The 13,467-nt window shown below is 65.4% G+C and carries 11 protein-coding genes; 8 read left to right on the forward strand and 3 right to left on the reverse strand.

Going from position 1 to position 13,467, the window contains the following annotated elements; genetic code table 11:
* Positions 1 to 215 precede the first annotated feature (215 nt).
* The 3 genes from ABDV69_RS07495 to ABDV69_RS07505 all read right to left on the reverse strand — a co-directional run bounded on the left by ABDV69_RS07495 (position 216) and on the right by ABDV69_RS07505 (position 3,073).
* Entirely contained in the window at positions 216 to 1,145 is a 930-nt protein-coding gene (locus ABDV69_RS07495) for an alpha/beta hydrolase (RefSeq protein WP_343572958.1), read from the reverse strand.
* A 235-nt stretch (positions 1,146 to 1,380) separates the two neighbouring features.
* The gene (locus ABDV69_RS07500) at positions 1,381 to 2,487 is read right to left on the reverse strand and encodes an inositol-3-phosphate synthase (protein ID WP_343572960.1); all 1,107 of its coding nucleotides are present in this window, start codon (positions 2,485 to 2,487) and stop codon (positions 1,381 to 1,383) included.
* Between the two features lie 43 nt (positions 2,488 to 2,530).
* Positions 2,531 to 3,073, reverse strand: coding sequence for a PadR family transcriptional regulator (locus tag ABDV69_RS07505; protein WP_343572961.1), 543 nt, complete (start codon positions 3,071 to 3,073; stop codon positions 2,531 to 2,533).
* A gap of 284 nt (positions 3,074 to 3,357) precedes the next feature.
* Between ABDV69_RS07505 and ABDV69_RS07510 the strand changes: the two genes are divergently transcribed.
* The 8 genes from ABDV69_RS07510 (at position 3,358) to ABDV69_RS07545 (ending at position 13,327) form a co-directional block, all read left to right on the forward strand.
* A complete protein-coding gene (locus tag ABDV69_RS07510) occupies positions 3,358 to 3,792 on the forward strand; it encodes a DUF5318 family protein (protein ID WP_343572963.1) in 435 nt (144 codons plus the stop codon).
* Positions 3,785 to 6,190, forward strand: coding sequence for a transglycosylase domain-containing protein (locus tag ABDV69_RS07515; RefSeq protein ID WP_343572965.1), 2,406 nt, complete (start codon positions 3,785 to 3,787; stop codon positions 6,188 to 6,190). Before ABDV69_RS07510 ends, ABDV69_RS07515 begins: the two co-directional genes overlap by 8 nt.
* On the forward strand, positions 6,187 to 7,791 hold the full coding sequence (locus tag ABDV69_RS07520) for a glycosyltransferase family 87 protein (RefSeq protein ID WP_343572966.1): 1,605 nt from the start codon (positions 6,187 to 6,189) through the stop codon (positions 7,789 to 7,791). The genes ABDV69_RS07515 and ABDV69_RS07520 overlap by 4 nt, the downstream gene beginning before the upstream one ends.
* 133 nt (positions 7,792 to 7,924) lie before the next feature.
* Positions 7,925 to 8,215, forward strand: a complete 291-nt coding sequence (gene rpsF, locus ABDV69_RS07525) for a 30S ribosomal protein S6 (protein ID WP_343572968.1) — start codon at positions 7,925 to 7,927, stop codon at positions 8,213 to 8,215.
* Between the two features lie 117 nt (positions 8,216 to 8,332).
* Positions 8,333 to 8,851 (forward strand): single-stranded DNA-binding protein, encoded by a 519-nt coding sequence (locus tag ABDV69_RS07530; RefSeq protein ID WP_343572970.1) that lies wholly within the window; start codon positions 8,333 to 8,335, stop codon positions 8,849 to 8,851.
* A gap of 44 nt (positions 8,852 to 8,895) precedes the next feature.
* The gene (rpsR, locus tag ABDV69_RS07535; RefSeq protein ID WP_343572972.1) at positions 8,896 to 9,150 is read left to right on the forward strand and encodes a 30S ribosomal protein S18; all 255 of its coding nucleotides are present in this window, start codon (positions 8,896 to 8,898) and stop codon (positions 9,148 to 9,150) included.
* 30 nt (positions 9,151 to 9,180) lie between these two features.
* On the forward strand, positions 9,181 to 9,639 hold the full coding sequence (gene rplI / locus ABDV69_RS07540; RefSeq protein WP_343572974.1) for a 50S ribosomal protein L9: 459 nt from the start codon (positions 9,181 to 9,183) through the stop codon (positions 9,637 to 9,639).
* Positions 9,640 to 10,246: 607 nt separating this feature from the next.
* On the forward strand, positions 10,247 to 13,327 hold the full coding sequence (locus ABDV69_RS07545; protein WP_343572976.1) for a replicative DNA helicase: 3,081 nt from the start codon (positions 10,247 to 10,249) through the stop codon (positions 13,325 to 13,327).
* The last annotated feature ends 140 nt before the right edge of the window (positions 13,328 to 13,467 follow it).

A 13,467-nucleotide genomic window follows, 5' to 3' on the forward strand; every position in this document is an offset into this window, starting at 1 on the left:
GCCACAACCTGCCTTGCCAGCGGCCTCGCGAGTTGGTATTGCTCGGGTTCCGGCCCCAGGCGATGTCCTGCCCTGCGAACCCGCGCAAAGCATAGCCGGTAGGTCCGACACCGACAGCCAAGCCCACGCGCTCTTTGAACGCCGGGCTGCGCCCGGCGACATGCGGGATGGCCTCACCCCGGACCAAGGTCCGAGGCTTGCGGCCAAGAATTCGGTCATGCCCCCACGGTAGGCGCGGGCGGCGACTCGCCGGCGAGCACGCCGCGCAGGATCTCAGTCAGTACCAGTGGCTGGTCGCTCTGCACGGAGTGGCCCGAATTCTGCACGGTCCGGACGCCTTGGAATTGCTGTGCCCGCCCGGCCAGTTCGTGGGCGTCCTCGTCGGTGACGAAGGGCGACTCCCCGCCGCGCACCAGCCTGACCGGGACCGACAGCCCCGAGACGTCATCCCAGAGACGGTCGAAGTCGGGGAATTCCCGGATGGTGTCCCAACGCCAGGTCCAGTTACCGTTGTCGAGCTGGCGGGTATTGTGAAAAACCCCGCGCCGCAGCGACTTCCGGTCGCGATGCGGTGCTGCGGCAGTGGTGATCGCGAGAATCGACTCGAAACTGGGGAATTCTCGTTCACCCTGCAGCAGTGCGACGGTGCCCTGCTGTTCCTTGGTCATGTCGGAGACCCGCTTCATCGCCGAGGGCGTGACGTCGATCAGCACGAGTTCGCGCACCAGCTGTGGCGCGATCGCCCCCAGCCCGATCGCGGTCAGCCCGCCCAGCGACATGCCGACGACAAGTTCGGCCTCCGGGGCGAGGCCGTCGATGACCGGTGCGATGGCGGCGGCGTTGTTCTGCGGCGAGTAGTCGCCGTCTTCGCGCCACGCCGAATGCCCGTGGCCGGGCAGGTCGACCGCCAGCGCGGGCACCCCCAGGCCGACGACAACGGTGTCCCAGGTGTGCGCGTTCTGCCCGCCGCCGTGCAAGAACACCACCCGCGGCGACTCCTCGCCCCACTGCAGCGCGCTGATGCCGCCGGCCTCGACCCGCCGCACCGGCGGCAGCGGACCGGTCACGCCGGCCTGCTCGGCGTTTTCGGCCAGCAGACCGAATTCGGACAGCCTCAGCAGCTCGTCGTCGGCAATGTCGGTCATGGCTCTCGACACTAAAGGACATAGCGTGCTCGTCACTCCCGTCACCACAACTCGGGGGTGTGCTTTTTGCCCGCTCTGAGCGAAATCCGTCGGTGTATGCCCCGAATTCGCTACGAGGTGGGCACATCGGTACATGCCCCAGAAACGGCCGCACAACACCAGAAACGGCCGCACAACGAAAGTGCGGTGGCGCCGCGCGAAGCGACCCCACCGCACATTCGGCACAACTCAGTAATCAGCCCTCGATGATGAACTCTTCGAGCTGGGTCCGGGCGATGTCGTCGGGCAGCTGCTGCGGCGGGCTCTTCATCAGGTACGCCGACGCCGCGACCACCGGTCCGCCGATGCCACGGTCCTTGGCGATCTTGGCCGCCCGCACCGCGTCGATGATGACGCCGGCCGAGTTCGGCGAGTCCCACACCTCGAGCTTGTACTCCAGGTTCAGCGGCACGTCACCGAAGGCGCGGCCTTCGAGGCGCACGTAGGCCCACTTGCGGTCGTCCAGCCAGCCGACGTGGTCGGACGGGCCGATGTGTACGTCCTTGGTTTTGAACTCGCGCTGCAGGTTCGACGTGACGGCCTGGGTCTTGGAGATCTTCTTGGACTCCAAGCGCTCGCGCTCGAGCATGTTGAGGAAGTCCATGTTGCCGCCGACGTTGAGCTGCATGGTGCGGTCGAGTTGCACACCGCGGTCCTCGAACAGCTTGGCCATCACGCGGTGCGTGATGGTCGCACCGACCTGGCTCTTGATGTCGTCACCGACGATCGGCACGCCGGCATCGACAAACTTCTGAGCCCACACCGGGTCGGAGGCGATGAACACCGGTAGCGCGTTGACGAACGCCACACCAGCGTCGATCGCGCACTGGGCGTAGAACTTGTCGGCCTCTTCCGAACCCACCGGCAGGTAGGACACCAGCACGTCGACCTCTGTGTCGCGCAGCACCTTCACCACGTCGACCGGGTCGGCGTCGGACACCTCGATGGTGTCGGCGTAGTACTTGCCGATGCCGTCGAGCGTCGGGCCGCGCTGCACCGTCACGTTGGTCGGCGGCACGTCGGCGATCTTGATGGTGTTGTTCTCCGACGCGAAGATCGCCTCGGACAGGTCGAAGCCGACCTTCTTGGCGTCCACGTCGAAGGCGGCGACGAACTTGACGTCGCGGACGTGGTACTGGCCGAACTTCACGTGCATCAAGCCGGGCACGGGGCTGTTCTCGTCAGCGTCGTAGTAGTACTGGACGCCCTGTACCAGCGAGGACGCGCAGTTGCCGACGCCGACAATGGCGACTCGGACCTCGGGCTGTGCCCCCTGCGCCCGTTGCGCTTTGTGCTCACTCATACGGCGTTCTCCTTGACTCTTTCTCGGGGGGATTTCTTCGGCTCTAGGCCTGCTCGGCGCTGCGTTGCGCAACACGTTCGGCCGCGATCAGCTCGTTGAGCCAGTTGACTTCACGCTCACTGGACTCCAGCCCGAGTTGGTGCAGCTGGCGGGTGTAGCGGTCCAATGAGTTAGTGGCCCGCGTGATTGCTTCACGCAGACCTTCTCGTCGTTCTTCGACCTGGCGGCGACGGCCCTCCAGGATGCGCATCCGCGCTTCGGCGGGTGTGCGGTTGAAAAAAGCCAGGTGCACGCCGAACCCGTCGTCGGTGTAGTTGTGCGGTCCGGTGTCAGCCACCAGCTCGCTGAAGCGCAGCCGGCCCGCGTCGGTCATTTCGTACACACGCCGAGCGCGACGCACCGGCGTTCCGGCCGGGGCGGCGTTCTCGGCGATCAATCCGTCGGCTTGCATCCGCCGCAGTGCGGGATAGAGGGACCCGTAGGAGAACGCCCGGAACGCTCCGAGTAGACCGGTCAACCGTTTCCGCAGCTCGTAGCCGTGCATAGGTGACTCGAGCAGAAGTCCCAGGATGGCGAGCTCAAGCACCGAGGCACCTCCTTTGCTCGATTGAGTGCGACGCTGCTATGTCGCCTAACAGTCTCGGGTAATAGTATCGGGCCGATATATTCGGCGCTACTTTGGGATTCCAGCTGCCGTTCTCGCGCCGTTCAACCACTGGTCGCCAGGGGGCCAAGCCGGTTGGAATCAGCGTGTTCGCGTGCCTGTTGACGACGGGTCCTGCCGGGCACGGCTGCAGCAGGCGCTGCGTGGCTCGGAAACGTGACCGGCCTACCGCTCCGAACCGGCCGCGCGGACGTACTCTGGTCATCGTGCGGTTGCAGCGACAGGTGGTGGACTACGCGCTTCGGCGTCGGTCGCTGCTTGCTGAGGTCTACTCCGGCCGCACCGGCGTCTCGGAGGTCTGCGACGCCAACCCTTACTTGCTGCGCGCGGCGAAATTCCACGGCAAGGTCAGCTCGGTCATGTGCCCGATCTGCCGCAAGGAGCAGCTGACGCTGGTGTCGTGGGTGTTCGGCGACCACCTCGGCGCGGTGTCGGGCTCTGCGCGGACGGCCGAAGAGTTGGTGTTGCTGGCGTCGCGGTTCGACGAGTTCTCCGTACATGTTGTGGAGGTATGCCGAACCTGCAGCTGGAATCACCTGGTCAAGTCGTATGTGCTCGGCGCGACACCCGCGGCTCGTCCGGCGCGCAAGTCACGCAGCACCCGGACGGCGCGCGACGGTGCCCGCACGGCCAGTGAATAGCGAAGGGCAGCAAGACCACTCAGCCGCTGACAACCCGCGAGGGTCAGGGGCCGACCGCGGGTCTGAACAGCCGCGACGGAGCTCTTCGTCCCGGCCACCGGTTCCCCCGGACGACCGGCTGACCACGATCCTCCCGCCGGTCACCGACGACGCACCGGACCGCTTCAAGGACCCGATCGACGCCGTGAAGGCCGCCCTGGACGGCCGGCCGACGTCGCGGTCCGACCGGCGTGACCCGATGGAGATGGCCTCGGCCGCACTGGACGCCAAATCGCCGCCGAGCAAGAAGCCATTGCGCCCGGAGTGGGCGCGGCACGTCAACTCGACGTGGGTCCGGCGCGGGGTCTACCTCAGCGCGGTCGTGATCCTGCTGCTGCCGATCGTCACCTTCGCGATGGCCTACACAATCGTCGAGATCCCCAAGCCGGGGGATATCCGCACCAACCAGGTCTCCACGATCCTGGCCAGCGACGGTTCGGAGTTGGCGAAAATCGTTCCGCCTGAAGGCAACCGAGTCGACGTCAACATCGACCAGGTGCCGGTGCACGTCCGCCAGGCGGTGATCGCCGCCGAGGACCGCAACTTCTACTCCAACCCCGGTTTCTCGTTCACCGGGTTCGCCCGAGCGGTGAAGAACAACATCTTCGGCGGCGACACCCAGGGTGGATCGACGATCACCCAGCAATACGTCAAGAACGCATTGGTGGGATCACAGCGCGCCGGTTTCGGCGGCCTGGTCCGCAAGGCCAAGGAACTCGTGATCGCGACCAAGATGTCCGGCGAGTGGTCCAAAGACGATGTGCTGCAGGCCTATCTGAACATCATCTACTTCGGGCGGGGCGCCTACGGCATCTCCGCGGCGTCGCGGGCCTACTTCGACAAACCCGTCGAGCAACTCACCGTCGCCGACGGCGCGCTGCTGGCCGCGCTGATCCAACGCCCGTCCACGCTGGACCCGGCGATCAACCGGGAGGGCGCCCAGGAGCGGTGGAACTGGGTGCTTGACGGGATGGTCGACGACAACGCCTTGTCGGCGAAAGACCGCGCAGCCCAGCAGTTCCCGCCGACCGTGCCGCCCGAACGAGCCCGCGAGCAGAACCAGACCACCGGACCCAACGGGCTGATCCAGCGGCAGGTGACCAAAGAGTTGCTCGAGCTGTTCAACATCGACGAGCAGACGCTGAACACCCAGGGACTGCAGGTCACCACCACGATCGACCTGACGGCGCAGCAGGCCGCCGAGCACGCGGTGGCGAAATACCTGGCCGGTCAGAACGCCGACATGCGGGCCGCGGTGGTGTCGATCGACCCGCACAACGGCGCGGTGAAGGCCTACTACGGCGGCGACGATGCGCACGGATTCGACTTCGCGCAAGCCGGATTGCAGACCGGGTCGTCGTTCAAGGTGTTCGCGTTGATCGCCGCGCTCGAGCAGGGCATCGGCTTGGGCTACCAGGTGGACAGCTCGCCGTTGACGGTCAACGGCATCAAGATCACCAACGTCGAAGGCGAGGGCTGCGGGGTCTGCAATATCGCCGAGGCGCTGAAGCGATCGTTGAACACCTCCTACTACCGGCTGATGCTCAAGTTGAAGAACGGCCCGGAGGACGTGGCCGAAGCCGCGCACCAGGCCGGCGTTGCCGGCAGCTTCCCGGGTGTCTCGCACACGCTGTCCGAGGACGGCAAGGGCGGCCCGCCCAACAACGGGATTGTGCTGGGCCAGTATCAAACTCGTCCGATCGACATGGCATCGGCCTACGCGACGCTGGCGGACTCCGGCATCTATCACCGCCCGCACTTCGTGCAGAAGGTGGTCAACTCCGAGGGCAAGGTCCTCTTCGACGCCACCAACTCCGATAACTCCGGCGAGCAGCGGATTCCCAAGGACGTCGCGGACAACGTGACGGCGGCGATGCAGCCGATCGCGGCGTACTCGCGCGGACACGCCCTGGCCGGCGGCCGGCCGTCGGCATCCAAGACCGGCACCACCCAGTTCGGCGACACCGACGCCGACAAGGACGCCTGGATGGTCGGCTACACCCCGTCGCTGTCGACGGCGGTCTGGGTGGGCACCGTGGGCGGCGACATTCCGCTGGTTACCAGGGGCGGCGCGGCGGTCTACGGTTCCGGTCTGCCGTCGGACATTTGGAAGGCGACGATGGACGGCGCCCTGAAGGGCACCAACAACGAGCCGTTTCCCAAACCCACCGAGATCGGCGGATTTGCCGGCGTTCCGGCCGCGCCACCGCCGCCACCACAGCTGACGGTCATCCAGCCCACGCTGGAGATCGCGCCGGGCATCACCATTCCGATCGGTCCGCCGACCACTGTTACAGTGGCGCCCGCGCCACCGGCGCCGCCGGGCGCGCCCGAGCCGGGACCGCCGCCCCCGCCGTGACCGTCTCCGATCGTGTCGACATCTCACCGGGCCGATTGGCCGGCGATCTGCGCTCCGCCGATGACCGGGATTGCCCGAGCCGCAGCGATTTTCTCGGCGCAGCGCTGTCGAACGTCGTGGGCGGCCCGGTGGGCCGGCACGCGATCATCGGCCGCACCAGGGTCCTGACGCCGCTGCGGGTGATGTTTCTGATCGCGCTGGTGTTCCTGGCGTTGGGCTGGTCGACCAAGGCGCCGTGCCTGCAGACGATCGGCGCCGGGCCGGGTGACCAGCGCGTCGCCAACTGGCAGAACCAGCGGGCCTACTACGAGCTCTGCTACTCCGACACCGTGCCGCTCTACGGCGCAGAGTTGTTGAGCGAGGGCCGATTTCCATACAAGTCGAGCTGGATCGAGAAGGACGGCAGCGGCAAACCGCAAACCCGCTACGACGGCACGCCGGCGCTGCGCTACATGGAGTATCCGGTTCTCACCGGGATGTACCAGTACGTGTCGATGTCGTTGGCCAAGACCTACACGGCGGTGAGCAGGATGATCCCGCTGCCGGTGATCGCCGAGGTGGTGGTGTTCTTCGACGTTTCCGCGCTCGGGTTGGCACTGGCCTGGCTGGCCACACTGTGGGCCACTGCCGGCCTGGCCGGGCGGCGGGTGTGGGACGCCGCGCTGGTAGGGGCCTCGCCGCTGGTGATCTTTCAGATCTTCACCAACTTCGACGCGCTGGCAACGGCTTTGGCGCTCGGTGCACTGCTGGCCTGGGCGCGACGGCGGCCGGTGCTGGCGGGGGTGCTGATCGGTCTGGGCGGCGCGGTCAAGTTGTATCCGCTGTTGCTGCTGGGCCCGTTGCTGGTGTTGAGCGTTCGGACCGGACGGTTCCGCGAGCCGACCCGGACCGGGGCCGCGGCGGTGGTGACGTGGTTGCTGGTGAACCTGCCGGTGCTGGTGCTCTTTCCGCGCGGCTGGTCGGAATTCTTCCGGCTCAACGCCCGACGCGGCGAGGACATGGATTCGCTCTACAACGTCGTCAAGTCGTTCACCGGCTGGCGGGGCTTCGATACGGACCTGGGTTTGTGGCAGCCGCCGAACAACCTGAATATGGTGGTGCTGGCACTGTTCGGATTGTCTTGTGCGGCAATCGGCTACATCGCACTGACCGCGCCGCGCCGACCACGGCTGGCGCAGTTGGCGTTCTTGGCGGTGGCCGCGTTCTTGTTGACCAACAAAGTGTGGAGCCCGCAGTTCTCGCTGTGGCTGGTGCCGTTGGCGGTTCTGGCGTTGCCGCACCGGCGAATCCTGTTGGCGTGGATGACCATTGACGCGCTGGTCTGGGTGCCGCGGATGTACTACCTGTACAGCGTGCCCGATCGCGGGCTGCCTGAGCAGTGGTTCACCACGACGGTGCTGCTGCGCGATGTCGCGGTGCTGCTGCTGTGCGCGCTGGTGGTCCGCCAGATCTATCGGCCCGGGGACGATCTGGTCCACTGGGGCGGGCGGGTCGACGATCCGGCCGGCGGAGTGTTCGACCGCGCCGCCGATGCGCCGCCGAACTGGCTTCCCGATTGGCTGCGACCGTTCGGGCTGCGGCGACCCGTCGCGGCGACGTAGTCGCGCTCGGTGCCGGATTTCGCAAGCCCGGCCACCGTCCGGTAGCCTAGGACGGTTGCCGACGCAGGCGACCCTCCTGCCACGGAGAAATGAGCCGTGGCCGCAAACGACCATAGGAGGTGATGAGGTTCCCATGCGTCCATACGAAGTCATGGTCATCCTCGACCCCACCCTTGACGAGCGCACCGTTGCTCCGTCGCTGGAGACCTTCCTCAACGTCGTCCGTAAAGACGGCGGCTCTGTGGACAAGGTCGACATCTGGGGTCGACGCAGGCTGGCGTACGAGATCGCCAAGCACGCCGAGGGCATTTACGCGGTCATCGATCTCAAAGCCGCCCCCGCGACGGTGTCCGAGCTCGACCGTCAGCTCAGCCTGAACGAGTCGGTGCTGCGCACCAAGGTGATGCGCACCGACAAGCACTGATGATGTTGCCTGTTGGCGAATGACCGCAGCACGTCTGAGCCGTTGCGTAGGCTCAGCGTGACCTTTGTAGAGCATTCGCCGATTCTGAGCTGACCCGTACGGACCTAGGAGGTCTCAGTGGCTGGTGACACTGTCATCACGGTTATCGGAAACCTGACCGCCGACCCCGAACTGCGTTTCACGCCGTCCGGCGCGGCCGTCGCGAACTTCACCGTGGCGTCGACCCCGCGGATGTTCGACCGTCAGACCAACGAGTGGAAGGACGGCGAAGCGCTGTTCCTGCGCTGCAGCATCTGGCGGGAGGCCGCCGAGAACGTGGCCGAGAGCCTGACCCGTGGTTCGCGCGTGATCGTGAGTGGACGGCTCAAGCAGCGTTCGTTCGAGACCCGTGAGGGCGAGAAGCGCACCGTGGTCGAGCTCGAGGTCGACGAGATCGGGCCGAGCCTGAAGTACGCCACCGCGAAGGTCAACAAGGCCAGCCGCAGTGGCGGCGGCGGTGGCGGCTTCGGCGGCGGCGGCGGATCCCGTCAGGCCGCACCTCAGGGTGGCGGCGGCAGCGCCGGCGGCGACGACCCCTGGGGCAGCGCCCCGGCATCGGGTTCGTTCGGCGGCGGCGACGACGAGCCCCCCTTCTGATTTTGTAAAGAACTTTCTGCACCAACAGAACGAAAGAGAAAGACATGGCGAAGTCCACCAAGCGGCGTCCGGCACCGGAAAAACCGGTCAAGACCCGCAAATGCGTGTTCTGCTCCAAAAAGGGCCAGGACATCGATTACAAGGACACCCAGTTGCTCCGGACCTACATCAGCGAGCGCGGCAAGATCCGTGCCCGCCGGGTCACCGGCAACTGCGTCCAGCACCAGCGCGACATCGCGATCGCGGTCAAGAATGCCCGCGAGGTTGCGTTGCTGCCCTTCATCTCGTCGACGCGGTAACCGCGGTACGCAGAACGGAATTAGCAGAAAATGAAGCTCATTTTGACTGCCGACGTCGACCACCTCGGTTCCGTCGGCGAGACCGTCGAGGTCAAGGACGGCTACGGCCGCAACTTCCTGCTGCCGCGCGGCCTGGCCATCGTCGCCTCGCGCGGCGCGCAGAAGCAGGCCGACGACATCCGTCGCGCTCGCGACAGCAAGCAGGTCCGTGACCTCGAGCACGCCAACGAGATCAAGGCGGCCATCGAGGGCCTGGGCCCCGTCGCGCTCGCGGTGAAGACCGCCGGCGACTCGGGCAAGCTGTTCGGCTCTGTCACCACGAGCGCCGTCGTCACGGCCATCCGCAAAGCCGGCGGGCCGAACCTGGACAAGCGTGTGGTGAGGTTGCCGAAGAGCCACATCAAAGCTGTCGGCAGCCATCCGATCACATTGCACGTGCACCCCGACGTCGACGTGAAGGTCTCACTCGACGTCGTCGCCGAGGCCTGAGCGCCCCTATCCGTAACCCCGGTGGCAGCCCGAAACGGCAGCCCCCGGGGTTTTGGCGTCGGCCCAGCGAACTCATACCGGTCAGTAACTGTTAGCGAACGTTACCGTCCGTTAACGCTGGCAACGATCCGGCGAAACACAACACGCCCGAAGTGGCAACCCCGCCCGACACGCCGATGGAATTCCCATCCACATGAGATACCTAAGTATGTGGTGCGCTTATCTGCAGTGATGTAGCACCGGCGGAAATCGCTCCACAAGTTCTCCACACCCCCTCAACACGGCCGCAGATGGATATGCACACACCATGCACAGGTCTATGAACATCCGCGTTTGGCGTCCTCGTCAGCAACCTTTAACGTCGTCCTGTCGTGAGGTGACGCTGGCGTTCGAAGATCGGCTACACGACCCGCGGTGGTGTCCCGCCGTCCGCGAGTCGAGTCGGTCATGAGGGCGAAGGCCGTCGACCCGCCCGGGCTGGAATCCCCCAGTTATGGGGGTGACGTCGGGCGGTCGGGCTGAGTCGAGCGGTGTCGGTGGCGTGACTTAACGTCGTGCCATCGACGTCGAATGTGCGTTCGAAGGTCGCGGAGGAGGCGGGAGTTCAGTGGCTGTCGTAGACGATTTGGGTCGACCGGTTACGGATGCTCCGAGCGAGGATTACGGCCGTCAACCGCCCCAGGATCTAGCCGCCGAGCAGTCGGTATTGGGCGGCATGCTGCTGAGCAAGGACGCGATCGCCGACGTGCTCGAGCGGCTGCGGCCCAGCGACTTCTACCGCCCGGCGCACCAGAACGTCTACGATGCGATCCTCGATCTGTACGGGCGCGGCGAGCCGGCTGACGCGGTGACGGTGGCCGCGGAGTTGGACCGCCGCGGGCTGTTGCGCCGGATCGGTGGCGCGCCGTATCTGCACACGCTGATCTCGACGGTGCCGACCGCGGCCAATGCCGGCTACTACGCGGGGATCGTCGCGGAGAAGGCGCTGCTGCGCAGGTTGGTCGAGGCCGGCACCCGGGTGGTGCAGTACGGCTACGCCGGCGCCGAAGGTGCCGATGTCGCCGAGGTGGTCGATCGCGCGCAGGCCGAGATGTACGAGGTCACCGAGCGGCGGATGTCGGAAGACTTCGTTCCGCTGGAAGATCTGCTGCAGCCGACGATGGACGAGATCGACGCGATCGCCTCCAACGGCGGTATCGCGCGCGGCGTGCCGACCGGGTTCACCGAACTCGATGAGCTGACCAACGGTCTGCACCCAGGGCAGATGATCATCGTCGCGGCCAGGCCCGGTGTCGGCAAGGCGCTGGCGCTCGATACTCCGCTGCCGACGCCCGGCGGCTGGACGACGATGGGCGAGGTCGCGGTCGGCGACGAGTTGATCGGTGCCGACGGCCAGCCAACCCGCGTGGTCGCCGCGACCGAGATCATGCTGGGCCGGCCCTGCTACGAGGTCGAGTTCTCCGACGGCACGGTGATCGTCGCCGACGCCGAGCATCAGTGGCCGACGGCTTACGGCATCCGCGCGACAGACCAATTGCTCGGCGGGCTGGACACTATCGCCGCGGCTGGATCCCTCGGGCGCTCTGTGCGCCCAGGCGGCACCACTTTGATGGCGCCGGTGCTGCAAGTGGACGCGGTGCGCGCGGTTTCCACCGTTCCGGTGCGTTGCGTCCAAGTGGATAACGACGCGCAGCTGTATTTGGCCGGACGAGGCGGGGTGCCGACGCATAACTCGACGCTCGGCCTGGACTTCATGCGGTCGTGCTCGATCAAGCATCGCAAGGCCAGCGTCATCTTCTCGCTGGAAATGAGCAAGTCCGAGATCGTGATGCGGCTACTGTCCGCGGAGGCCAAGATCAAGCTGGGCGATATGCGTTCGGGCCGGATGAGCGACGACGACTGGACCCGGTTGGCGCGGCGGATGAGCGAAATCAGTGAGGCGCCACTGTATATCGACGATTCGCCGAACCTGACCATGATGGAGATCCGTGCCAAGGCGCGGCGGCTCAAGCAGAAGGCCGACCTGCGCTTGGTTGTTGTCGACTACCTGCAGCTGATGACGTCGGGCAAGAAGGTCGAGTCGCGCCAGATCGAGGTGTCGGAATTCTCCAGGCATCTCAAGCTTTTGGCTAAGGAGCTCGAGGTCCCGGTGGTGGCGATCAGCCAGCTGAACCGTGGCCCGGAGCAGCGCACCGACAAAAAGCCGATGCTGTCCGACCTTCGTGAGTCGGGTTGCCTTACTGCGAATACCCGCATTTTGCGAGCGGATACGGGCGCGGAAGTGACGTTTGGCGAGCTGATGCGTACCGGCGAGCGACCGCTGGTCTGGTCACTGGACGAGCAGCTACGGATGGTGGCTCGGCCCATGACGAACGTCTTTCCCAGCGGCCACAAAGAGGTGTTCCGGCTGAGGCTGGCGTCCGGGCGCGAAGTCGAGGCCACCGGCAACCATCCGTTCATGACGCTCGATGGCTGGACACCGTTGGAAGAGTTGACTATTGGCGACCGTTTGGCGGTGCCGCGCAGCGTTCCCGAACCCGTTGACACACAGCGGATGGCCGAGTCCGAGGTGATTCTGCTGGCGCACATGATCGGTGACGGGTCGTGTGTGAAGCGAGGTCCGATCCGGTATGCCTCGATCGACGAGCAGGACCGCGCCGCGGTATCGACGGCGGCCGCACACTTCGGCGTGACCGCGGTGCGCGATGACTACGCGGCTACTCGGGTTACCACCCTGCGGCTGCCCGCGCCGTACCGTCTGACGCATGGAAAGCGCAATCCGATCGCGGCGTGGCTAGACCAGCTGGGGTTGTTCGGACTCCGGAGCTACGAAAAGTTCGTGCCCGATGCGATCTTTTCCGCGCCCAATGATCAAGTGGCACTGTTCTTGAGCCACCTCTGGGCCACCGACGGATCCGTGCGTTGGGATTCTGTTGGCCGACAAGGTCGGATCTACTACGCATCCACGAGCCGCCGCCTTATCGACGATGTGGCGCAGCTATTGCTGCGCCTGGGAATCTTTTGCCGAATCTATCGCGCCTCCAAGCGCGGATATCGAGATACGTGGCACGTGAACATCTTCGGCACCGACAATCAAAGGCGATTTCTTCGAGACGTTGGCGCCAATGGCCCGAAGTATTTCGCCTGCCGGGAAGTGCTTGCCAACTTGGAGGGTGTGTCGCCGAGGGCCAATTCAGACCCGGTCCCAAGCGAAGTTTGGGACCGGGTGCGACTTGCTTTGACTCGGAGAAAGTTGTCGTATGGTGCCTTTGCCGCGGCGATTGGAGTCAACTTCCGCGAATCGACGCTTCGGAAGCGCTGCCCTAGCCGCGCTCGACTCCACCGAGCCGCCGCGTTCCTCGAGGATTTCGAACTACACGATCTGGCAACCAGCGACGTCTTTTGGGACAAAGTCGTTGAGATCAGCAGCATTGGCGAACGCGATGTCTACGATGGAACCGTTCCGGGAACTAATAACTTTGTCGCACAAGGTATTTCGGCTCACAACTCGCTGGAACAAGATGCCGACATGGTGATCCTGCTGAACCGGCCCGACGCGTTCGACCGCGACGATCCCCGCGGCGGTGAGGCGGATTTGATTGTGGCCAAACACCGTAACGGCCCGACCAAGACGGTGACTGTCGCTCACCAGCTGCACCTGTCGCGCTTCGCGAACATGGCGCGGTAGCTGTAGTGGAGGTTCTAACGGAACCTGTTCTCCAGAATCCGCGTGTCTCATGAGACATGCGGATTGTTGATCGATGACTGGGCTCATCACGTCAGTGTCATGTGTAAGACGTCGCCGAACCCGGAGGTTCGTGGTCTACA

The organism is Mycobacterium sp., assembly GCF_039583785.1.
Lineage (GTDB): Bacteria > Actinomycetota > Actinomycetes > Mycobacteriales > Mycobacteriaceae > Mycobacterium.

Excerpts from the sequence above, each read along its gene's own strand:
- ABDV69_RS07495 (WP_343572958.1), bottom strand. The coding sequence starts at position 1,145 with ATGACCGACATTGCCGACGACGAGCTGCTGAGGCTGTCCGAATTCGGT.
- ABDV69_RS07500 (WP_343572960.1), bottom strand. The coding sequence starts at position 2,487 with ATGAGTGAGCACAAAGCGCAACGGGCGCAGGGGGCACAGCCCGAGGTC.
- rpsF (WP_343572968.1), top strand. The coding sequence starts at position 7,925 with ATGCGTCCATACGAAGTCATGGTCATCCTCGACCCCACCCTTGACGAG.
- rpsR (WP_343572972.1), top strand. The coding sequence starts at position 8,896 with ATGGCGAAGTCCACCAAGCGGCGTCCGGCACCGGAAAAACCGGTCAAG.
- rplI (WP_343572974.1), top strand. The coding sequence starts at position 9,181 with ATGAAGCTCATTTTGACTGCCGACGTCGACCACCTCGGTTCCGTCGGC.